The following is a 24171-nucleotide window of genomic DNA, read 5'->3' on the forward strand; positions in this document are numbered from 1 at the left end:
ATTTACTGACCTCTTTTTCGGATCCCTGATCAGGTAAAGAAAAATGCATTTATCGGTAATCTCAAATCTCATATTTCGCATCTAAATAGTATCTTTGCTCAATTTTTAAGTTACAAGGAATGACAAAGTCACAGGAGGAAAAATTGTTCAGCAGCCCTTACCTACAGTTTGGAAGAAATGAATGGCGGGAACTAAACGGGCACTTCAACTTAAATCTGGAGCCTAACGAGCTGGATCAATTACATGCACTAAACGAGCCTTTGACCATAGCAGAGATCGAGGAGATTTACTTTCCTTTGGCGCATCTTATCGACTTACACATTAAAAATTATAATGCTAATAGTACGGATATTAATACCCTCCTCGAGAAAAAACAGCAGAAGTTACCCTTTATCATTGGTATTGCGGGTTCTGTTGCCGTAGGAAAAAGTACTACAGCACGTGTTTTGCGTAAGGTTCTTTCCTTATTACCCAACAAACCTAAGGTAGAACTCTTAACGACGGATGGCTTCTTATTTCCAAACAGGGTGCTGATCGAAAGAAATATGCTCAATAGAAAAGGTTTTCCGGAGAGTTACGATACCAAGGAGTTGTTAAACTTTTTATCGGCCATAAAATCGGGTAAAAAAAACCTGGATGTACCGGTATACTCTCATCTGGAGTACGATGTGTTAGCCGATAAAAAACAACGTATTGCTGAACCGGATATTTTAATTATTGAAGGTATTAATGTGCTACAGGTAAACCCGCGAAGTGGCGAAAGTAATAAGGTCTTTGTTTCGGATTTCTTTGATTACTCCATTTATGTCGACGCCTCCGAAAAAGATATCTTGGATTGGTATATCGATCGTTTTGAGTCGTTGCGCGCCACGGCATTTCAAAATCCAGATTCGTACTTCCACAAATATGCTAACTTAAGCCTCGAAGAGAGCAGGGCTATGGCTAGACATATATGGAACGAGATTAACAAACTAAATCTTCACGATAATATTTTACCTACAAAATATAGGTCCAACTTAATACTTCGTAAGGGATCTAACCACTTTGTGGAGGAGGTAAAAATTCGTAAGACCTAAGCTGTATTCCGCTGTTACTCCGCTTTTATCCCTTTAAATAATAGAATACGGCGTAACACCTCATTTTCTAATTGCTTGTGCAACCTGTTGCTGCTGTTTACGGCAAAAAGCTCGAGTTTATAACGCACATAATCTTTACCTATCTCCAAGACCTGGAAAACTGGTTTATGGGATGCATCTAAGTTGGGGTGATTTAAGAGGGTCGCCATAATATCTTGCTCGAGGGCTTCAAATTTGGTGGCCACCGTTAAGGGGAGCTCAAAACGCACCGTAAAAAAATTGGAACGATGTGCCGACAAATTAACAATGGGGCTTAAAAACACAAAATTATTAGGGACGAGAACGATATCATCTTCTTCATTTTGCAGTTCTATACTCGAGAAAGTAACGTTCATAATGCGTCCTTTATGTTCGCCTGCCTTTATGCGATCGCCAATAGAAAACTGCTCGCTAAACATAATATAGAAACCACTTAACATATTGGTTAAATAATCGCGGAAAAGCACTACAATAGCCATGGCTACAAAGGTAAGGCTCGTTAAAAACTTAACCGGATCAATCCCTACGGATATCATAATCGCAGTAACCAAAAAGATGGCATTTAATACGGCAGTAAGTCTATTTATACCCAGCACAAAATTACCACGAACCACCTCCATATTATGTCGCGCTTTGTATATGGCTAATATTATAAATCTACAAGTCGATAGCAATAGACTCGGAATCAAAAAATAACTGATACCATGAAGAATAGACGACATCCAATCTAGATCGCCCGTTACCCTTTCTTCATTATCAAGCTCAAACACCATTACGAGAATGATAACTACGATAAATGCCAGTAATTTTAAGGCAAAAGAATAGGGAAATTGTCGTCGTGTTTCTTTTTGTATCATCATTATTTTTTACGATTAAAATGCAAAATACCAAAGATAAGGATTCTAGGCTTATCTTAATTAACGTGAAAACAGTTTTATTTTACCCAAAAAATACAGTACCTTAGCACCTCTGAAATGAAAGCGTTTTTATATGGAAACAACATTTGATTTTGAAAAGCCCATTGCAGATTTGCAAACTCAAATAGAAAAAGTAAATCAAGTAGCTGAAAAAACTAAGGTAGACATGAGTGCTACCATTAGAGATTTGGAACAGAAACTTGAAGAAACAAAGGTTGAGGTGTATCAAAATATGACGGGATGGCAAAAGGTACAGATGTCCAGACATCCGGAAAGACCACAAACTTTTGATTATATTGAGATGATCTGTGATGAGTTCTTAGAGCTTCATGGCGACCGTAATATTGCCGACGATAAGGCTATTATTGGTGGCTTTGCTTCTATTGCAGGCCATTCGGTTATGGTTATCGGCCACCAAAAGGGTAAAAATACCAAAGAAAGACAGTTCCGCAACTTTGGTATGGCTAATCCTGAAGGCTACCGTAAAGCTTTACGCTTAATGAAAATGGCCGAGAAGTTCAATAAACCTATTATAACGTTGATTGATACCATGGGGGCTTACCCTGGTATTGAGGCGGAGGAAAGAGGACAGGCGGAAGCTATCGCCCGCAATTTAATGGAAATGTCGGTGCTTAAAGTTCCGGTAATCTGTATCGTAATTGGTGAGGGTGCGTCTGGTGGTGCTATTGGTATTGGTGTTGGCGACCGCGTATATATGATGGAAAATACCTGGTATTCGGTTATTTCGCCAGAGTCGTGTTCTTCCATCTTATGGCGCAGCTGGGATCATAAGGAGCGTGCTGCGGATGCCTTAAAATTAACGGCAAACGACATGTTTTCGAATGGACTGATTGATGGCATTATTCCGGAACCTATGGGTGGTGCACACCAGAATCCAGAGCTGGCAGCAGAAAATGTTAAAACTAAAATTATCGAAGATCTTATCCTACTAGGAACAAAAGATTCGGATACCCTTATTACCGAACGTATTGATAAGTTCAGTAAAATGGGGATTGTATACGAGTAAAAAAAGGTGTCTTTTTATAGTGCACCCAAAAATATAGACAAATTTATTTTTTGGATTTGTTCAGGTAATGAGCTCGATATTCCATCGAGCTCATTCCGTTTAAATAGCGTTTTATACTTTTGTTGTTATAATTTTCGAGTTATCCACTGGTACCTTTTTATTCCCATTCCTTTCTTTGCTTCCTATGGGCAAATAATTCCTTAAAACCAATATTTTGAAGATCTCCCTTGCCGTGAAGTTGACATTATGATCCGATAACTTTTTGTGGTTTGTCTATGTTTTCTTTATATCCTTATACAGGAAGGCATTTTGGTCGCCTAAACAAGAGTATACTCCGCTGCTCCTCCGTACGTGGGGTACAGGCTTAAATAGTTTCTGCCCGCATGCAAATTCCCTTCTCCCCTACCGGACATTATTGCCACTTGCTGTAGGTTAGCCCAAAACCAAAGGCGGTGCAATTTGTTAAAAAAAAGGCATGAAAGAGGCCTCACTTATTCGTTTTAGAAATAATTTATACTATTTTTGGTAAACACAATTTCAGCAGATAGTAGGTAAAGGCCGCTGTATGTCTTTTATCGAGTCTGCAAACCTATTTATAATTTTACTAATACCTAAACAACGTAAGCTATGCACCTATTTCCTATGCTTCCTGCAGGTATGCCTTTTTGCCGTGTACGCGGGAGCGGTCCGGATATACCTGCAATAAAAAGGATCATTAAAACCTAAACTTATATACTAAACCTAAACTTAAACTTAAAAAAATATGATTGTAAGCCTTATTTTATCTTGCTTAATACATGCAGGAAGTACTTTGCCAGTTAATAATTTTTCAAAAAAAACAGAAACACTAAAACCGAAGGGGGAGGTAACTGTATATGTGACTACGGGTGATGGATCCCTTGACTTTCAGAAGTCTACCTTAAATTTCACGAGGAAAGTAGATACGGCACCATTTAGCATAACATTAAACCCGGAAACAACATACCAAACTATGGATGGTTTTGGTGCCGCCATAACTGGGTCTACCTGCTATAACCTCATGAAAATGAAAAAGGCAGATCGCACTAAATTCCTGCGTGAAACATTCTCCGAGAAAGATGGTATGGGTATGAGTTACATCCGTATTGCTATTGGCTGTTCTGATTTTTCTTTGAGCGAATATACTTGCTGGGATAAACCTGGGAAGGAGAATTTTGGATTACAGTTGGAAGAAAAACAGTATGTTATTCCTGTACTCAAAGAGTTACTGGCCATTAATCCAAACCTTAAAATTATTGGATCGCCGTGGACACCTCCCAAATGGATGAAGGTTAACAACCTTACCGAACGTAAACCCTTCGACTCTTGGACTAGCGGACAGCTAAATCCGGAACATTACCAAGATTATGCCTGGTATTTTGTACAATGGTTAGAAGCCTTCAAGAAGGAAGGAATACATATTGCAGCCGTAACGCCACAGAATGAACCCTTAAATCGTGGTAACTCGGCATCGTTATATATGTCCTGGCAGGAACAATTGGATTTTATTAAAGGTGCCTTGGGCCCACAGCTGAAAGCGGCAAACTTACCTACCAAGATTTACGCTTTTGACCACAATTATAACTATGATAATATCGAAAGTCAACGCGGATATCCGCTAAACATCTACAACGATGCCGTTGCGGCGTCTTACATTACGGGGTCGGCCTACCATAATTATGGCGGCAATAAAAATGAATTACTGCATATCCATAACCAGCAACCAGACAAAGAGATTATCTTTACAGAGACCTCAATTGGCGAGTGGAACGACGGAAGAAACCTCAACAAAAGATTGATAGAGGATATGTCGGAGGTCGGAATTGGTACCATAAATAGATGGAGTAAAGCCGTAATTGTGTGGAACCTGATGTTGGATTCCGATAAAGGCCCATACCGTGAAGGAGGTTGCAAAACCTGTTATGGCGCCGTAGACATTCAACGTTCCGACTACAAAACCATTAGCAAAAATTCTCATTATTATGTTATCGGCCATCTGTCGGTTGCCGTAAAACCTGGTGCTACTCGTATTGCCGCCACGGGTGGTAATGATTCCAATATAGAATATAGTGCCTTTAAAAATACAGACGGTACATATGCCCTGGTCTTATTAAATAAGGCTGCGGAGGCCAAAGAAATTACACTAAACGATAGCAAAAACTATATAAGTTATCAGGTGCCTGCACGTGCCGTGGTTTCTTTTCGATGGAAGAATTAAAATAATACCCGCAACACCAGCCCGAGCAGCGGCTATAAAATCGTTAGTTTACAGGCTATACAGCCGCATTTTCAGGCTGCTATACCAAAGTATAAAACGAGCTGGTTAAACCTTATGGATGTCCATTGTGCTATTGATACAGCGCAATGGACATTTCTATTCTCCCCGCCCCACCCACCGGCTCCATCCGTCTACATTACGCTTTAAAAGGCCTGAATTAATCCTGCCGCATTAAAAATTACAGTTAGGAATTAAAAATAATAAGCAGTTGATCGCTTACTTTTTTGGGTAAGGAAAACCACCGAATCAGGCTTAGCACAAACTGCTGCTGTATGTAGGTCGTGAAACAGGCTAAACCAAAAACCAGCATAAACCGATAATACCAGGTTTCATTTGGCAATAGCAACAGCCACAAAATATGCCACAGGTAAATCCATATCGTCGAAGAACCTATAAAGCCTACAAATGGATTATAGAGGCGGGCTAGGTATTTTTTTAGCGAAAAAAGTAAGGTAATCAGGAGAATAGCATAATGCATATAATACAGATGTGGCGGATATTTATACGACCCTATATCAAAGGGCATTTTGGCGAGTAAAACGGTATAGATAAAACCAGCGCTGAGCACAAAAAACGAAAATACGGCCACTAACAGCTGGGTCTTCCGCTGAAGACGTGGATACCAGGAACCCCAAATAAATAAAATTAAGAACCCTAGCGTATATAGCAGTCCTTTATTCCAACCACTGTATACCGCAGTCGTAAAAACCTGAGGAAGCATCCAACAGAGCAGCTCATAGACCGCATAAAAAGCAATAACAGCGCCAAAACTGCGAAAATAGCGCGCAAAGATGGGGCCTAAAATAGCCATAAATAGAAAAATACGTATTACCCATACATAACCAAAACCCTCCCAGAGTAGGTAACTCGACAGCATCACTTGTGGGTAAGCGGTATAGTTTATAGGAAAAATGGCTGGGTAAAAATATTGTATACTATAGAACAGGGTTAGAAATATCCAAACCGGAACGACCAAACGTACAAAACGTTTTAACAGATAATCGGTAAAGGCTTTAAAGCTGTTTATAGCCAGCAGCCGATGGCTAAATAAATAACCCGATAAAAAGACCATTAACGGAACATCAAAGTTCCGAAGCTGAAAAATTAGCTGTGGAGGATCCACATGTGCCAGGATAATACCTAATAATCCAATGCAACGTAAAACATCGAGTTCAGGAATTCGGGAGGTCATCTTTTCTAAAAAAAATAAGGTGTTTAAAAAAACACCTTATTTACTACATTACCATTTTAATATATCGTTTCCGAAGGTAAATAACATCAGCGCTATCAGAATAAAAAAGCCAACCATCTGAGCTCTTTCCAAGAATTTATCGCTTAATGGTTTACCTTGAATCATCTCTACGGTAAGGAAAATAACGTGCCCTCCATCTAATGCTGGAATCGGCAATAAATTCATAAATGCCAAAGCCATTGATAACGTACCCACCAGGGTCCAGAACCGCAGCCAATCTACTTCACTGCCAAACATTTTGGCAATACCCACCGGACCGGATAAGGCTTTATCGGCACGAACCTCTCCTTTAAAGATTTTACCAAAACCTTTGATATTATCCGTAATAACACCAAATGCTTTCGCCGTACCAATACCTAAGGATTCGCCAAATGTATAGTTGCGGGTTACGATAGGGATATTTCCAAAACCTAATTTATCGGTAGAATCTGCTGCTGCCGTTAAACGCACAGGCGCACCGTTACGGAATAAATCCAATACAATATCCTTACCCTTATTTAAGGCCACCTGCTCTTGAAAACGATCCAGGCGGTTTATTGCGACACCGTTGATAGCGACAATGCTGTCACCTTTTTGCAGTCCCATCTTTTCGGCACGCGAATCCTTAGACACCGTATCTACAGGCAACATTTTAAATATTGGCGATACAAATTCATTCTTTTTGTATTCTGCAACGTCGTTTAACATGGTTGCGGGTAAGGTGATATCAAACACCTGACCATCACGATCAATTTTTAGCACCGCATCACCCATTAAAACATCCGATGTCATCAGGTCTTTCATAAATAAATGCGCCGTATTTCCATTTACCGATAGTATCTGGTCGCCTTCTTTAAGGCCTATTTTTTCGCCGATAATACCGGGCTTAATGCCAAACAACTTGCTGTTGTCAAAATCAGCTTCGCCGTACGAGAAAGTAAGCATCCAAAATACAACAATACCCACGATAACGTTCACGATAATACCGCCCAACATAACGATTAGACGCTGCCATGCAGGCTTCGATCGAAACTCCCAGTCTTTCGGCTCCTGCTTCATCTGCTCGGTATCCATAGACTCGTCAATCATACCGGCAATTTTCACATAGCCCCCCAAAGGAAGCCAGCCTATACCATACTCACAGCCCTTAAAATTGAACTTAAAAAGTTTTACGCCCCAGGCATCAAAAAACAAATAGAACTTTTCTACTTTGATACCAAACATCCGGGCAGCAAGAAAATGTCCTAATTCGTGTAATATAATTAAAATCGACAGGGCTAATATAACCTGTCCAATCATTACCAGTGTTCCCATTTAAAATGTATTAGTTCTTTAATCTATGTATTAAATCCTGTGCCATCATTCTACTTTCTTTATCAAAAGTAATATAATCTTCCAAAGATAACTGTTTACGGTTTGGAATCTGACACAATGTCTCTTCTAATATATCCGACATGCCTAAAAATGACACCTTATCGTCCAAAAATGCGGCTACCGCCACCTCATTTGCAGCATTTAACACACAGGTACGATTTCCGCCCTCGGCCAAAGCTTGATAAGCTAATTTTAAATTCCGAAAGGTCTCCAAATCGGGTTGTTCAAAGGTTAATGTAGCATAATCGGTAAAAGAAAACCGTTTAAAGGTATTTGGAAAGCGCTCCGGAAAAGTTAACGCATATTGAATTGGAAGTTTCATATCAGGCAAGCCCAGCTGTGCCTTTAGTGATCCATCCTCAAATTGCACCAATGAGTGCACAATAGATTGTGGATGTACCACAACTTCAATTTGCGAAGCAGTCACGTTAAACAACCACTTTGCTTCTATAACCTCTAAACCCTTATTCATTAACGAGGCCGAATCGATGGTTATTTTAGCGCCCATAGACCAATTAGGGTGCTTTAAAGCTTGCGCTCGACTTACCGTACGTAAATCCTGCGTTTTCTTGCCTCTAAAAGGGCCACCCGAAGCGGTAAGAATAATCTTTTCTATCGGACTAGGTTCGCCTGCTAAGCATTGGAAAATCGCAGAATGTTCTGAATCTACAGGCAGCATTTGTACCTTATGCTGGGCCACCAGATCCATAACCAGCTCGCCTGCCACCACCAATGTTTCTTTATTGGCAAGCGCAATATCTTTACCCTTTTCTATCGCCCGTACTGTAGGGCGTAGGCCTGCTGAACCCACGATAGCATTTAAAACCACATCAATCTCGGGGAGTTCCACTGCCTCGACCAGGGCTGCCACTCCAGCAGCGACAGCAATATTGGTATGTGCTAAAGCCTCCTTAACCTTGGAATATAAGGCTGTATTTGTTATTACAACCTGTTTGGGCAAAAACTCTAAAGCTTGCTGTATTAAAAGATCAGTATTATTTGCTGCACTTAAAACCGATACCACAAACCTATCGGGAAACGATCTTACAACCTCCAACGCCTGCGTTCCTATACTTCCGGTTGCACCCAGTATCGCTATATTCTTTCTCTCCAAAATACGGACTATATTATATTTTTAAATAATTCAGGGTCATCGCTACCTTTATATTCCTTCATCATATCTACATAGGCTACAGCCATCACCAAACTTACGGATGGAATAATAATAAAGGTATTCAAAATGCTAGAGATCTTGGCCAATAAAGCATAATCAAAATACTCAAAGGTAATTTGAAGGATATATGCCGACGCCAAAATAAACATAAGCACTAATAGATTTATAACATTACCGCGGGTAAACGCAATACTCATCTTTCCGGCACGCACAAAGCTGTAGTTCCTCTCCAGGATAAAAAATGGGAAGAAGGATATACGTATTAAAATCAGCATCATGACCAACCCGGTAAATAAAGGGTTTAGCATAAATAAAATGGTCTGCATACCGACACCCATATAGAGCAATGGCATACAGATTATGGCAATAAACAAATACACGATCCCCGTCAACATGGAATAGGCGATTAAAAACAGAATAAAATTTATAAACTGTTTTACGGAGGGGATGTAGGTACGCATGGCGGCATGCTCTACCCCATTGGCCAATAACATTCCTCGTTTTATTAATACCAATTGTAAACCAAAAAATAGGACAATAAAAACCAATAGCAAAAATATACGCACCACATTGCTTACAATATCGGTTAAGTAACTCGACAGAATGGTCGATAAGTTACTCGTTACGAATAATAAAAAACATAACCCTGCTACGGAAATATAATGTTTTTTTAAAATACTTAGCGCGCGGACAAATACATCATTGGCCTTAAACGTACTCTCCTTTAAAAATTCTAACATACAGATTGATAATAGTGCAAAGATGATATATTTTTTGGATTACAGCAAAAGAGAATGTGAGAATTTAGTTAAGCTAAAAGGTTAAAAATCTTACTCTTTATTGAAGAACAATAATGCATATGCTAAAAACCACAGTAACTAACAAGCAAACAACCGTTTAAAACAAGCTTAAATAACAGAAGTGCCCTAAAGGAGACACTTCTGTTAGGCTATTATTTAAAATCGGATGGCAACGGTTTTTCTAGAAGAAATTGGTAGTAAAAGCGTGCACGCTCTCTAAAATCATAAGCCAATTTCGAACGGTTCCAACCGTGACGGCTGCCCGGATATATCATCAATTCAAAAGGTACATTTCTGTCGGTCAAGGCATCAATTAATTGGATGGTATTTTGCATATGCACATTATCGTCCAGATCACCATGCATAATACGTAAACCGCCTTTATACTGATTTACATAGCTAAGAATAGAGCCGTTTTTATACCCCTCTGGGTTATCCTGCGGCGTATCCATCCAGCGTTCGGTATAGTGGGTATCATATAGCTCCCAGCTTGTTACCGGTGCCCCTGCAATTCCAAAGTCAAATGTATCGGCCCCTTTAGTTAAAGCCAAACAGGTCATATACCCGCCGTAACTGTGCCCTGTTATCAATAGTTTATGCTTGGAAACCCAAGGCTTGGCTTTTAACCATTTGGCTACTGTAGTATAATCTACCAGCTCCCAGTGACCCAAATTACGGTGCATTAAGGCAACGCCCTGTTTACCAAAATGGCCTGAAGCCCTATGATCGCACTCTACCTGGATAATTCCTTCCTTAGCCCAATACTGGGATACGCCCCCATACGGACTTGCATAACTGGACTTCCATTTGTTCCATACCGAACCTGCATCTGGCCCGCCATAAATACTCATCACCACTGGATACTCCTTGGCTGGATCAAAATTTACAGGATAGGTAATGATAACGGGTAAATCATACTTCCCATCATCAGATTTAATAGTAAGAAATTCAGATTTCCCCATATTAAAATCTTGATATTGCTCTGCCTTACTATCGGCGAGCTCTCGTAGGCGTTTTCCTGTATTGTCGATTAAAGCGACCTTATTGGGTGTATTAACATTAGAATAGTTGGTAATAAAGTACTTTCCATCAGGCGACACCTTAACCTCATGGTTATACGGGCCAAAAGTTAATCGCTTTAGATTTTTACCTGAAAAATCTACCCGGTAAAGATCTTTGGTTGCCGAGTTTTCCTTGCGGGCCATAAAATACAATACTTTATTGTGCTCGTCGATACGTGCCAGATTCGTTACCTGCCAGTCTCCCTGAGTAATAGGGTTCAGGAGTTTACCATCCAACGTGTACAAATAATAATGGGCCCACCCCGTTTTATCCGACTTTAGGATATAATGTTTGTTGTCTCCTAAATAGGTGATGCGCTCCTCGTGATCCAAGTTTATCCACGAAGGCTGTACCTCGTTGTATATTTCTGTTTTTATGCCCGAGATGGGATTTACCGCATAAAACTTCAGGTTATTCTGATCACGGTTCATCCATTGCACCATCACAGACCTACTGTCGAAACTCCAATACGGTTCGCCGAAATATTGATCCTCTTTTTCATTAAATGCAGCCCAAACTACCGGCGATCCGGCAACCTGAACAAAACCAATTTTCACCTCAGGATTATGCTCTCCAGCCTTTGGATAGCGTGTTTCTTCTAAATAACCGTTCTGTCCTTTAGATACATAAATCGGAAACATCGGAACTTTACTATCATCAAAACGCATAAATGCCAGCTGCTTGCTGTCTGGTGACCACCAAAATGCCTTATAATTTGTGGAACGCCCTAAGATTTCCTCATAATATACCCAAGACGACCATCCATTATAAATCACATCGGTACCATCATTGGTATATTGAATTTCGGAACCTTTATCTACCGATACACTATACAGATTGCCCTTACGGGTAAAAGCGATATGCTTTTTATCAGGTGATAATGTTGGGTTCTGTTCGGCAAGATCTGGTGAATGGGTGACCCGCTTAGCAGCTTGCTGACCATATTTGATATAAATATCATTGTCTTGAACAAAGACACGTACATCTTCCACTTGAGGCGCTACATACAGCTCACGCTTTGCGGTTTTCACGTTTACCTTATAGGTGTTTTTGTCGCTCGCATCCACTTCGAGGTAATGCAGGTTATCTAGCCATCCAGGATAATTATTTATAGGTTTTGTAATACTGCTTTTATACCCCCAAGCCTCTTCAAAACTTAAATCCCTAGTTTGTCCATGCGTCGATTGACCGGCGATTAATAGGCCTAAAGCCAAAAAACTACCAAAAGTTTTAATCATAATTATGCGTTATTGTGAGATTACGAAAATAGAAATATAATACCGTTCAAGCAAACCTTTACAGGGATAATCCTGTAACATCCCTATACGATTACTTTCAGGATAAGAGCGATAAGGAAAACGGAAAATATAAGGCTGGAAAGCACAAAAAAAGCCACTTTTAAAAGCGGCTCTATATTTCATGTGTAAAAACGAATGGTTAAAAAGAGAAATTATCTTTCCCTACAAACGTTTCATTATTGTCGTACGCAGAATCATCTTGACTAGGCTCATATCTCTTTTCCACCACATCCTGGTTTCCTTTGATGTACTCAACCACTTCAGTTAATCCTTCTGCAAATTTTTCAAAATCTTCTTTATACAAGAAAATCTTATGTTTGATAAATTGTCCATCTTCAAATCGCTTTTTGCTTTCGGTGATGGTTACGTAGTAATCGTTTGAGCGTGTTGCCTTCACATCAAAAAAATAAGTACGTTTTCCAGCTCTCACCTTTTTTGAAAATACTTCTTCACGTTCTTTGTTATCAAAATCTCCCATTAGTCTAGTAAGTATTTAAGTTTAATTCCTATTTTTTAATGTCATAAATATATAATATTTTGTTTTAAACAACCAAATTTTATTAAAAAAAATATTCTTTTTTTTTAGGAGTAGATTTTTGTTTTCATCATATTGTGGTATTTTCACCGACAGATTACCCCTGTTTACCGAAAAAGAAGTTTCATATACCTAAACGCAATATTTTTAGGCACTAGGATATCTTACTTTTGGATTAACAAATACGAAGCAAATGGAAAATAGAAACGCCAATCAACAACAGCCCGGTATGCCGCCGAGAAACAATAAAACATCGACCACGGTGGGTGCTATTATTATTTTGTTCGGTAGTTTTTTATTGTTAAAAAACTTAAGCTTAAATGCCTTCCTTCCGCATTGGATCTTTGGTTGGCAGATGATTCTTATAATTATAGGATTGGTGATCGGTGTAAACTCGAAATTTGAGAAAAAATCGGCCTTAATTCTTATCACTATAGGATCGGTATTTTTGTTACGCGATTGGATAGGTTTTTCTGCGGGCAAGGTGTTAGTCCCTGCATTGGCAATAGGCCTGGGTTTTTACCTTATTAAACGTAACCGCAAAACGCCTATTATACCCACAACACCTACGGATGGGCCGCCAAAACATCCCACAGACGAATTCGATTGGGATAAAAGGGTAATGGACGACGATAGTGGTACTGCTGAAAGGCAGCATGCTTATCAACAGGACACCTCCTCCCATACGCATTCCTACACGAATGGGTATGGGAATTCGCACTTTCAGTCTTTAGAAAACTACCTGAAGATTGACGCTATTTTTGGTAATGCCAAAAAGATAATCATGAGTAGAAACTTTTTAGGGGGTACCTTGACCAATGTATTTGGCAGCACGGAAATTAATCTGCTGCAAGCTGATTTAAAACAACCCGTTGTTATCGATATTTTCCAGCTCTTTGGTAGTACAAAGATTATTGTGCCACCACATTGGGGCGTTACCATGCAGGTATCGTCTATATTAAGTGATAACGACGACCGACGCGTGCTGTTAAACCACCCTTACGACGAGCATAAAAAACTTTATCTTACAGGAAGTTCTATTTTTGGCAGTGTAACCTTAAAGAATAGTTAAAACCGTGAGTACAACATCAAATCCATTTAAAATACGGTCTAAAAACAGATTAATCCATACCTCGGCATGGACTATTTTCGTATTGTACTTTTTGGTTACCTATTTCTTTTTATGGTGGGAATTTAGACCACAGACTGTTAACCCTATAGAACCCTTTGTGGCTTCCATCTCCATCACTGCCTGCTGCTACCTTATATTTAGCTCCTTACAATTTTACCTCCCCCGTAAGAATCAGTATTTAAAGATTACGGTTATATGCACCATATTGACCGCCTTAAGCTTGGTATTATCTTTTGTAGCGTTGAATATGGTATTTGATGTAGGCTCGAATAAACATTTCTACGAACGCCTTCCTTATCGTTTTATCATCAACTTCTTATTATTGATGTGTATTATGATTATTAACATCTTCTGGAATATACAAGAAGAATATGCCGAGAATAAAAAGCGTAAGGAGGAATCGGAGAAGCTTGTCCGCGACGCCGAATTATACAATCTACGACAGCAGCTACAACCGCATTTTTTGTTTAATAGCCTAAACTCTATTATTGCATTGATCACGGTAAAACCAGATTTAGCACGAAAAATGACGTTCCAACTGTCGGATTTTCTACGTGGAACATTACGCAAGGACGATAAACAATTAATTCCGCTGGCCGATGAAATCAAACACCTGGAGCTGTATCTTGAAATCGAAAAGGTACGTTTTGGGCATCGTTTAAATACCGCCTTTACTTACAAAGATGAAGTTTTAGCGGCAAAAGTGCCGGGTATGATTGTACAGCCGTTAATGGAAAATGCCATTAAACATGGCTTATACAATGTTACGGGTGATGTATCCATCGAAACACATATCCGCTTAGAACAGTATATGCTATCTATAGAAATAACGAATCCATACGACCAGGATCAATTTTATAACAGCAAGGGAACAGGTTTTGGGCTAACCAGTATTCAACGCAGGTTGTTTCTAATTTATGGCCGCACCGACCTATTGAGCATACGGAAAACTGAAAACCAATTTACAGCAATTATTAACATACCACAACATGATTAAAGTAGTTATTATAGACGATGAACCCTTAGCACGAATGATTGTATCTGGCTACCTCGCGCAATACCCGGATATTGAAATTGCCGCCGAATGTGGCGATGGCTTTGAAGGTGCAAAAGCCATACAGCAGCATAAACCGGATTTGGTGTTTCTCGATGTGCAGATGCCCAAACTAACGGGCTTTGAAATGCTGGAAATATTGGACGAATTGCCGCATATTATTTTTACAACGGCTTTTGAAGAATTTGCCATTAAAGCTTTCGAAAAGTCGGCAGTCGACTATTTGTTAAAACCAATTAGCGACGAACGCTTTGCACAGGCCATACAAAAGTTCAAAGGCCTGCACCAGAAGAAAGAACCGCAGCTGGCTATAAAGGCATTACAGGAGGATACCGAAGAGACTTTATTAGAACGTTTGGTTGTAAAAAATGGTACGCAAATAAAACTTATCCCGACACAGCAGATTGTTTACTTGGAAGCCTACGACGACTATGTGAAGATACACACCAAAGAAGGAATGTTTTTGAAAAATAAAACAATGGCTTCGTTTGAAAAACAACTCGATCCCAAGCAGTTTGTGCGCGTCCATCGCTCGTATATTGTAAAGGTGGACCAATTGGCTAAAATTGAACCCATGGAAAAGGAAAGTTACCGCGGCATACTTTTAAATGGCGACAAGGTAAACATCAGTAAATCAGGATACACCCGCTTAAAACAAACTATTGGATTATAGCCTGTTGAATTTGTAGCTTTGTATCATGATTCAGAAAGCAGTATACCTTTTATTTTTTATTACCCTAGCGCAGTTTTCTTTTGCGCAATCACCGGCAGAAAAACAGAACCGTATTGTTTATAACCGTATTGAATACTATTTTAATACCCAGCAAACCGACTCCATCTATGCGTTGGGAACCGACGCCTTCAGGGCAGCAAACAATAGGCAGCAAATAGCGAATTTGCTGGAATATTATTACGCTTATGGCACCATCAGATCTGCTACGGCGCTGAGTTTTGATAAGGGTACCGTGGGGTATAATGTTAACATTGGCGGTAAAAAGATGGTTTCTTTATACTTAAATGTCGACAGCATGTTCCGCTTTAACAGCATCGATATTAGCGAGAGCCTTATTCCGGTGGAAACCAAAGAAAAGGTTAATTCTGTCGTTAACAAGCAAACGGCCCTGGATGAATTTGTGGATTCGGTAGCGCAATCTTATATTAAGCAGAAAAATACCCATTCCCTGGCGATTGGTATCTTACATAATAATAAAGTTAACACCTTCTTTTATGGCGAAACCAGTAAAGGGGAACCTAACACAATACCAAATGCACAAACGATTTATGAAATTGGTTCGGTAACAAAAGTGTTTACAGCAACCCTATTGGCAAATCTGGTTGAAAAGAATATCATTTCCTTGGAGGATAAAATCGGCACGTTCTTACCGGATTCGCTGCAAGCCAATCCGAGTTTACAAAACATTACTTTTAAGCAACTGGCGAACCATACTTCAGGTTTACCGCGTTTACCGAGTAATTTGCTCGATGCAGCAAAAACCAATGCACGGGATCCATACGCGAATTATAACCGTTCGGACTTATTTGCTAACCTTAAAAACATCAAGTTGGTAGATGTACCGGGCGAAAAGTATGCGTACAGTGATCTGGGCTTTGGTTTACTAGGCGAGCTTATCGCTATCATCACGAAAAAAACTTTTAGTCAAAACATTCAAGAGGTTATTACTGGGCCTTTGGCAATGAGCAATACGGTAGATAAAATAAACCCTAAAACGCAAAAACTTACCAAAGTGTATAGTGAAGATGGTACCGAAACCCTGCCTTGGAATTTTATGGCGTTGGCAGGTACAGGGGCTTTAAAATCTTCGGTTGCAGATATGCTAACCTTCCTGCGCTACCAGCTGATGATGCCGGAGACCAGCTTACAACAGGCTATGGCTTTAACGAAACAGTTTACCTTTTATCTGCCACCAAGCACGGATATTGGGTTAGCGTGGAACATGACTATGGTAAACGATAAGGTTCAGTTTTGGCATAATGCTGCTACAGCGGGTAGTACATCCTTTATCGGTTTAGTGCCCGACGATAAGGCCGCCATTGTGGTATTATCGAATACAGGAATTTCTGTGGATGAATTAAGTATGGAGATTTTATATCGGATAATTAATGGTAGACCGTAATATTATCGCTACGAAATAGCGGGTTTTACAGTATATCCTCCTTGATTTTATTTATATTTGGAAAAACTAAAATATTAACGTGAAAAAACGCATTGCTATTTTTGCTTCAGGGTCAGGGTCTAATGCTCAAAAAATAATGGAGCATTTTAAGTACGCTGATGATGCCGAAGTCGCCTTAGTACTAAGTAATAATCCAGATGCTTATGTGCTGCAGAGGGCTGATAATTTTGAAATCCCTTCCCATGTTTTTGATCGGCACGATTTCTACCAAACGGATGAGGTTGTTAATCTACTGAAACGCCTGGAAATAGATTTAGTCGTATTAGCGGGATTTCTATGGCTAGTGCCGGAAAATTTGCTGCAAGCATTTCCGAATAAAATCATCAATATACATCCGAGTCTACTGCCTAAACATGGCGGTAAAGGCATGTATGGCGACCGGGTGCATAAAGCAGTCCTTGCTGCAGGCGATGAGGAGCACGGTATTACGATTCATTTCGTTAACGAGCACTTTGATGAAGGGGAAGTGATCTATCAAGGGCGCTTTAAAGTGGAGCCTACAGACACCTTAGAAATTCTGAAATTTAACGGCCAGCAGTTGGAACACTTGCATTACCCGAAGGTCATAGAAAACCTCCTGAAGAAGTACAATTAAAATCGAAATATAGGCGTTAAAAACGCATACCTTATAAGGTGTTACCTACACCAAAAATGCGGTTCATCTTAGAACCGCATTTTTTTTCAGCCATAATTTGCTTTTTATGGGCTGTTAATGCGGGTATTTACACTAAAAACAGAGCCGATTAATCCGGGGTTTTTCTATTATAAATTGTGGATACAAATTACTACCTTTGCACCTTCAAATAAGAACTAATGAATCATCCTGTTAAGATTAAAAATGCATTGGTGTCTGTTTACTACAAAGACAACCTAGCCCCACTCATTCAGCTATTAAACAAATACGGCGTAACTTTCTACTCTACAGGCGGTACGGAAGCTTTTATCCGTGATTTGGGTATTGGTGTTGAACGTGTAGAAGATTTGACAAGCTACCCTTCGATTTTAGGAGGCCGTGTTAAAACCTTACATCCTAAAGTTTTCGGTGGTATCCTTTCCCGCCGTCCGCTTGAAGACGACAAAAAACAATTGGAGCAATACGAAATTCCAGAAATTGATCTCGTAATCGTAGATTTGTACCCATTTGAAGCTACTGTAGCTTCTGGAGCTCCAGAGCAAGATATTATCGAAAAAATCGATATCGGTGGTATTTCATTAATCCGCGCTGCGGCGAAAAACTTCAATGATGTTGTTATTATTTCCTCTAAAAACGATTATAGCGAATTGGAAGAAATTTTAGCTGCTCAAGAGGGTGCTACCACATTGGAGCAGCGTAAATCTTTTGCAAAAAGAGCCTTCAATACCTCTTCGCATTATGATACGGCAATCTTCAATTATTTTAACCAGGAAGAACCGCTTCCCGTATTTAAACAGTCGCAACAGAATGCGCAGGTTTTACGTTACGGCGAAAACCCACACCAGAAAGGTGTTTTCTTTGGCGACCTAAATGCTATGTTCGACAAATTAAACGGAAAAGAATTATCCTACAATAACTTGGTGGATGTGGATGCTGCCGTGGCTATTATCGACGAGTTTGATGCACCTACATTTGCTATTTTAAAACATACCAATGCCTGTGGTGTTGCTTCCCGCACCACCATTCAACAAGCATGGGTTGATGCTTTAGCATGTGACCCCGTTTCGGCTTTTGGTGGGGTGTTAATTACCAACGGAGAAGTTGATGCGGCAACAGCAGCAGAAATAAATAAATTATTCTTCGAGGTTTTAATTGCTCCTGCTTATACGGAAGAGGCAATTGCTATCCTTACTGAAAAGAAAAATAGAATTATTCTACGCCGTAAGGAGGTGAAACTTCCTAGCGAACAATTTAAAACGTTGTTAAATGGTGTAATTCTTCAGGATAAAGATAATACGGTAGAAGGTCCGGCACAAATGACTGCGGTTACAGCTGTACAGCCTTCTGCAGAGCAGTTGGAGGATCTTTATTTTGCGAATAAAATTGTTAAACATACCAAATCAAACACGATAGTTTTTGCTAAAAACGGAACTTTGATTGCTTCCGGTGTCGGACAAACTTCACGTGTTGATGCCTTAAAACAAGCTATTGAAAAAGCAAATTCCTTTGGTTTTGATTTAAATGGTTCTGCGATGGCTTCTGATGCCTTCTTCCCTTTCCCAGACTGTGTGGAGATTGCGGCTGGAGCAGGTATTGCAGCAGTTTTACAACCTGGTGGATCAATTAAAGATCAACTTTCCATAGATATGGCTAATGAAAAAGGTATCGCGATGGTTACGACGGGTGTAAGACACTTTAAACATTAAGACATACTAAATGTTATATATTACATAAAAAAAGGGTGCTTCAAAAAAGCACCCTTTTTTTATGTAATAATTGCTAGTTAAAAATAAATTCACTGGCCTTCTGTTTCATTTTTACTTTTTACAAAATAGCTTTTTTTATTTTCATATTACAGAGAAAGTTAATAATTATAAACCCCATTCAATGAAATTAACTGCATTGAAAAACTAATAGAATATTACCTTAAACACACTATAAACACACATTTATTAAAAAATATATAAGATTAGTAGATATTTTTTATCATAAAAGTGATTTTAGGCATACATTTTGCAAGTGGTAAAGCATCAAACTATACAAAAAAAAATTAACGTTTATGAGAAGAATGCCATATACCACCTTTTTATTACTGCTCTTTGTCGCCTTTGTATTGGTGTTTGCAACAACCTGTATAGGTGGTTTGTAAAACAAAAGCGTAAGCTTTCATAAAATAAAAAGGGCAAATTGTTTAATTTGCCCCTATAAATTATCATGTTCTACAAATTGCCTACAGTATAGCCTCACGCACGCGTGTTAATTTCGTAAGCAACCCTTCCAATAAATCCAGATGTAACATATTTGCGCCATCCGACTTTGCATTCGCCGGATCAGGATGCGTTTCAATAAACAAACCATCCGAACCTACCGCAATAGCAGCTTTTGCAATGGTTTCAATAAGTTCAGGTTTTCCGCCTGTAACGCCAGAACGCTGGTTGGGTTGTTGCAGCGAATGGGTACAATCCATAACCGTAGGCACCTGGAAAGAACGCATCACTGGAATACCTCTAAAATCTACAATTAAATCTTGGTAGCCAAAAGAATTACCACGATCGGTTAATACCACCTTCGTATTGCCTGCATCCTTTATTTTCTCGACAGCAAATTCCATTGACTCTGCAGAAAGGAACTGTCCTTTTTTAACATTTACGACCTTTCCCGTTTCCGCTGCGGCAAGCAATAAATCAGTCTGCCTACATAAAAAGGCTGGTATCTGTAATACATCTACATAGGCCGCAGCCATTGCTGCTTCTTGGCTTTCATGGATATCTGTAACCGTAGGTACGCCAAATTCTTGAGCTACCTTTTCCAAAATTTTAAGTGCCTTCTCATCACCTATCCCCGTAAAAGAGCTTCCTTTAGAGCGGTTGGCTTTACGGTAAGAACCCTTAAAAATAAAAGGGATATTCAGCTTGTCTGTAATGGTAACAATACGCTCGGCAATACGGAGGGCAATTTCCTCCCCCTCTATTGCACAAGGTCCAGCCATTAAGAAGAACTGATCCGAAGTTCCATTTTTTATCTGTGGTAAATATTTTGCAATCATTTCCAATTAATTTCCTAATTCTGAAATAAACTTAATACGCATCAGCTGAATGTCTTCATAGCTATAATCCGTCTCGCCTAAGGCTGCCAAGGCTGCTTTAATAGAATCCGCTTCTGCAGTTTTAAAATAATCGTACACCTCATCTTGACGGTCCTGATCGATCATCTCGTCTACAAAGTAACCTATGTTTAACTTCGTTCCTGAATATACAATAGATTCCACTTCTTTCAATAGATCTTCATAGGATATTCCTTTGGACGAGGCTATATCATCTAGGCCAATTTTACGATCTATATTTTGAATAATAGACACTTTTAAGGCCGAGCGGTTTGCGGTACTCTTCACCACAAGGTCTAGAGGTCTGTCAATATCCTTTTCTTCAACATACTTTTTAATAAGATCGACAAACTGGGCACCAAATTTCAACGCTTTGCCCGCACCTACACCATGAATCTGTTTTAGCTCGTCTATCGTTACCGGATAATGTGTACACATCTCGTCTAAAGAAGGATCTTGAAAGATTACAAAAGGTGGCAGCGACTTTTGTTTAGCGATACGCTTTCGTAATTCCTTTAACATCAGCAGCAATTCGGTATCTAAGGTACCGGAGCCCTGTCCATGTTCTTCGGTACTGTCCTCATCCGCCGATTCCATAGGGCGATTTAGCACAAACTTCAAGCCATATGGGTTGTTGATATATTTTTTACCCCCTTCGGTTAACCCCAACAAACCATAATGATCAATATCCTTCTTTACAAAATCAGCCAATTCAGCCTGTCGGATTAAAGAGTTCCAGTAATTAGCACCTTGCTCTTTTCCTGTGCCAAATAGCGCATGTTCATCGTGTTTATAAGACGATATAGGCTGATTGTTTTGTCCTAAAAACACATTTATAATATGTTTATCATCAAACCGGTTACCTTCCTCCTGTATAAACGACAATAACTTCAATAAATCCGCTTCTGCATCGAAATAAGTCTTTGTTGTTCTACAGTTATCGCACATGCTATTGCAGCCAGTCTCGTCAAATTTTTCACCAAAATAATGTAAAATTTGTTTTCTACGACATACCGAAGACTCCGAATAATCGATAACTTCTTTTAATATCTGCGTACCTATTTCCCTTTCAGAAACAGGTTTATCTTTCATAAATTTAGTAAGTTTTTCTACGTCTTTCTTGGAATAGAAAGCCACACATACCCCTTCACCGCCATCTCTACCCGCGCGCCCAGTTTCCTGGTAATAGCCCTCCATAGATTTTGGAATATCGTGGTGTATAACATAACGCACATCAGGCTTATCGATACCCATGCCAAAGGCGATGGTGGCCACAATAACCTCCACATCTTCCATCAAGAACTTATCCTGTGTATCGGCACGTGTTTTCGCATCAAGACCCGCATGATAGGGTAAAGCTTTAATACCGTTTATGTTTAATACCTCGGCGATCTCTTCTACCTTTTTACGGCTTAAACAGTAGATAATACCCGATTTACCGGTATTATTTTTTATAAACTTTACGATTTCTTTAACGACATTTTTCTTGGTCCGTATCTCGTAATATAAATTCGACCGATTAAAAGACGATTTAAAAAGTGCCGCATCGTTCATCTGCAAATTCTTCCGGATATCCGACTGCACTTTTGGAGTAGCCGTTGCTGTCAAAGCAATGATCGGAATATTTGGCCCTATACCGTTAATAATGGTACGTATTTTACGGTACTCTGGTCTGAAGTCGTGGCCCCATTCCGAAATACAATGCGCCTCATCTACCGCCACAAAGGATACTTGTATACTGCGTAAGAAATGAATATTTTCTTCCTTAGATAAAGACTCTGGGGCAACATACAAAAGCTTGGTGCGACCATTGGAAACATCGTCTTTAACTTTGGCTACATCAGCCTTCGTCAAGGAGGAGTTTAAAAAATGAGCAATACTCTCATTGCCGCCAAAAGCGCGCAATTGATCTACCTGGTTTTTCATCAACGCTATTAACGGCGAAATAACCACAGCAGTACCTACGCTCATCAACGCTGGGAGTTGATAACAGATGGACTTACCGCCGCCAGTGGGCATAATCACAAACGTATCTTTTTTATTAAGAATATTGGTAATGATTGCCTCTTGATCCCCTTTGAATGTATCAAATCCGAAGAATTCTTGCAGATTATCATACAGCGATTTCTCTATTTCCATCAGCGCAAGTATAAAATTAGGTAGACACTTGACTTAACTAACATTTAAATAACTTATTTTTGTAAAAATTTACATAAAAATAGGGAGATTTTCCGTGAAAAACAATTTAGAAATAAAAAAAGAAGCCATGGAGGTTTTACAGCTTGAAGCTAAGGCTCTAATGGGTTTAGCGGATAAAATAGACGACAATTTTAGTAGCGTAGTTAAACTTATCCTCGAGCTTAAAGGCCGTGTTGTGGTTACGGGTATTGGGAAGAGCGCTATTATCGCACAGAAAATTGTGGCCACCTTAAACTCTACGGGTACACCATCCATCTTTATGCATGCTGCCGATGCTATTCATGGCGATTTGGGCATTATTCAGGATGAAGATCTTATTATTGCCTTATCGAAAAGTGGCAATACCCCTGAAATTAAAGTGTTAATACCATTTTTAAAGCAAACTAATAATAAGCTTGTTGCTATCGTAGGCAATTTAGATTCCTACCTAGCACAAAAAGCGGATTTTATACTGGACAGCACGGTAAGCCGGGAGGCCTGCCCGAATAACTTGGCTCCGACAACCAGTACCACGGCACAGCTTGCTATGGGCGATGCGCTGGCCGTATGCCTGCAAACGGCACGCGATTTTACGGATCGTGATTTCGCGAGATACCACCCGGGAGGGGCCTTAGGAAAACAGCTTTACCTGCGTGTTTCCGATTTATCCGATGCCAACAATAAACCCGAAGTACATCCGGATGCCACTATACCTCAGGTTATTATCGCCATTACACAATCGCGCTTGGGCGCCACTGCTGTACTGGAAGACCAGCGTATTAAAGGCATAATAACGGATGGCGATATCCGTCGGATGCTGGAAAACCATCGGGACATCTCTACCCTACGCGCCCGTGATATTATGCATAGCGATCCTAAACTAATCGAAGGATCGGCGCTGGCCGTAAATGCCTTACAAAAAATGCGGGAAACCAATGTATCTCAATTACTCGTTACCCAAGGTATGGCATACATAGGTGTAGTACATATACAAGACCTCTTGCGAGAAGGGATTATTTAAACTATGCTCCCTAAGGGAAGTCATA

The 24171-nt window shown here is 39.7% G+C and carries 19 protein-coding genes and 1 pseudogene; 10 read left to right on the forward strand and 10 right to left on the reverse strand.

From position 1 onward, the window contains the following. Positions 1-119 precede the first annotated feature (119 nt). Entirely contained in the window at positions 120-1076 is a 957-nt protein-coding gene (coaA, locus tag ACL9RF_RS11740) for a type I pantothenate kinase (protein WP_422800828.1), read from the forward strand. A 14-nt stretch (positions 1077-1090) separates the two neighbouring features. On the opposite strand, the gene ACL9RF_RS11745 is transcribed toward coaA, so the two are convergent. Further along, positions 1091-1975, reverse strand: coding sequence for a mechanosensitive ion channel family protein (locus ACL9RF_RS11745; protein WP_422800829.1), 885 nt, complete (start codon positions 1973-1975; stop codon positions 1091-1093). A gap of 130 nt (positions 1976-2105) precedes the next feature. On the opposite strand from ACL9RF_RS11745, the gene ACL9RF_RS11750 reads away from it, so the two are divergent. After that, positions 2106-3059, forward strand: a complete 954-nt coding sequence (locus tag ACL9RF_RS11750) for an acetyl-CoA carboxylase carboxyltransferase subunit alpha (protein ID WP_422800830.1) — start codon at positions 2106-2108, stop codon at positions 3057-3059. 43 nt (positions 3060-3102) lie between these two features. Here the strand turns inward: ACL9RF_RS11750 and ACL9RF_RS11755 are convergent. Then, positions 3103-3186 (reverse strand): annotated as a pseudogene (locus tag ACL9RF_RS11755) (hypothetical protein); the annotation flags it as partial. 636 nt (positions 3187-3822) lie between these two features. On the opposite strand from ACL9RF_RS11755, the gene ACL9RF_RS11760 reads away from it, so the two are divergent. Further along, positions 3823-5295, forward strand: a complete 1473-nt coding sequence (locus tag ACL9RF_RS11760) for a glycoside hydrolase family 30 protein (RefSeq protein WP_422800831.1) — start codon at positions 3823-3825, stop codon at positions 5293-5295. A gap of 244 nt (positions 5296-5539) precedes the next feature. On the opposite strand, the gene ACL9RF_RS11765 is transcribed toward ACL9RF_RS11760, so the two are convergent. The 6 genes from ACL9RF_RS11765 to ACL9RF_RS11790 all read right to left on the reverse strand — a co-directional run bounded on the left by ACL9RF_RS11765 (position 5540) and on the right by ACL9RF_RS11790 (position 12772). Continuing rightward, entirely contained in the window at positions 5540-6547 is a 1008-nt protein-coding gene (locus tag ACL9RF_RS11765) for an acyltransferase family protein (RefSeq protein WP_422800832.1), read from the reverse strand. 48 nt (positions 6548-6595) lie between these two features. After that, the gene (rseP, locus tag ACL9RF_RS11770) at positions 6596-7900 is read right to left on the reverse strand and encodes an RIP metalloprotease RseP (RefSeq protein ID WP_422800833.1); all 1305 of its coding nucleotides are present in this window, start codon (positions 7898-7900) and stop codon (positions 6596-6598) included. Between the two features lie 10 nt (positions 7901-7910). Beyond that, positions 7911-9074: a 1-deoxy-D-xylulose-5-phosphate reductoisomerase gene (locus ACL9RF_RS11775; RefSeq protein ID WP_422800834.1), complete on the reverse strand. Its 1164-nt coding sequence runs from the start codon at positions 9072-9074 to the stop codon at positions 7911-7913. Between the two features lie 8 nt (positions 9075-9082). Further along, a complete protein-coding gene (locus ACL9RF_RS11780) occupies positions 9083-9874 on the reverse strand; it encodes a hypothetical protein (protein ID WP_422800835.1) in 792 nt (263 codons plus the stop codon). Between the two features lie 212 nt (positions 9875-10086). Further along, entirely contained in the window at positions 10087-12234 is a 2148-nt protein-coding gene (locus ACL9RF_RS11785) for a DPP IV N-terminal domain-containing protein (protein ID WP_422800836.1), read from the reverse strand. A 199-nt stretch (positions 12235-12433) separates the two neighbouring features. Continuing rightward, positions 12434-12772 carry a DUF3276 family protein gene (locus ACL9RF_RS11790; protein ID WP_422800837.1) on the reverse strand — a complete coding sequence of 113 codons (339 nt, stop codon included), beginning with the start codon at positions 12770-12772 and terminating at the stop codon, positions 12434-12436. A 250-nt stretch (positions 12773-13022) separates the two neighbouring features. On the opposite strand from ACL9RF_RS11790, the gene ACL9RF_RS11795 reads away from it, so the two are divergent. The 6 genes from ACL9RF_RS11795 (at position 13023) to purH (ending at position 19550) form a co-directional block, all read left to right on the forward strand. Next, complete coding sequence (locus ACL9RF_RS11795) at positions 13023-13901, forward strand: LiaF transmembrane domain-containing protein (RefSeq protein ID WP_422800838.1); 879 nt, start codon at positions 13023-13025, stop codon at positions 13899-13901. A 4-nt stretch (positions 13902-13905) separates the two neighbouring features. Then, entirely contained in the window at positions 13906-14958 is a 1053-nt protein-coding gene (locus ACL9RF_RS11800; protein ID WP_422800839.1) for a sensor histidine kinase, read from the forward strand. Then, on the forward strand, positions 14951-15688 hold the full coding sequence (locus ACL9RF_RS11805; RefSeq protein ID WP_422800840.1) for a LytR/AlgR family response regulator transcription factor: 738 nt from the start codon (positions 14951-14953) through the stop codon (positions 15686-15688). Before ACL9RF_RS11800 ends, ACL9RF_RS11805 begins: the two co-directional genes overlap by 8 nt. 25 nt (positions 15689-15713) lie before the next feature. Further along, positions 15714-17150, forward strand: coding sequence for a serine hydrolase domain-containing protein (locus ACL9RF_RS11810; RefSeq protein ID WP_422800841.1), 1437 nt, complete (start codon positions 15714-15716; stop codon positions 17148-17150). Positions 17151-17229: 79 nt separating this feature from the next. Continuing rightward, a complete protein-coding gene (gene purN / locus ACL9RF_RS11815) occupies positions 17230-17805 on the forward strand; it encodes a phosphoribosylglycinamide formyltransferase (RefSeq protein ID WP_422800842.1) in 576 nt (191 codons plus the stop codon). A 218-nt stretch (positions 17806-18023) separates the two neighbouring features. After that, positions 18024-19550, forward strand: a complete 1527-nt coding sequence (purH, locus tag ACL9RF_RS11820; protein WP_422800843.1) for a bifunctional phosphoribosylaminoimidazolecarboxamide formyltransferase/IMP cyclohydrolase — start codon at positions 18024-18026, stop codon at positions 19548-19550. 524 nt (positions 19551-20074) lie between these two features. On the opposite strand, the gene kdsA is transcribed toward purH, so the two are convergent. Both kdsA and recQ read right to left on the reverse strand, forming a co-directional pair. Beyond that, complete coding sequence (kdsA, locus tag ACL9RF_RS11825) at positions 20075-20890, reverse strand: 3-deoxy-8-phosphooctulonate synthase (protein WP_422800844.1); 816 nt, start codon at positions 20888-20890, stop codon at positions 20075-20077. Positions 20891-20896: 6 nt separating this feature from the next. Further along, positions 20897-23086, reverse strand: coding sequence for a DNA helicase RecQ (gene recQ / locus ACL9RF_RS11830; RefSeq protein WP_422800845.1), 2190 nt, complete (start codon positions 23084-23086; stop codon positions 20897-20899). Between the two features lie 94 nt (positions 23087-23180). On the opposite strand from recQ, the gene ACL9RF_RS11835 reads away from it, so the two are divergent. Then, positions 23181-24146 (forward strand): KpsF/GutQ family sugar-phosphate isomerase, encoded by a 966-nt coding sequence (locus ACL9RF_RS11835; RefSeq protein ID WP_422800846.1) that lies wholly within the window; start codon positions 23181-23183, stop codon positions 24144-24146. Positions 24147-24171 lie beyond the last annotated feature (25 nt).

The sequence above is a fragment of the Sphingobacterium sp. Mn56C genome, assembly GCF_049319645.1.
In the GTDB taxonomy this organism is placed as follows: domain Bacteria; phylum Bacteroidota; class Bacteroidia; order Sphingobacteriales; family Sphingobacteriaceae; genus Sphingobacterium.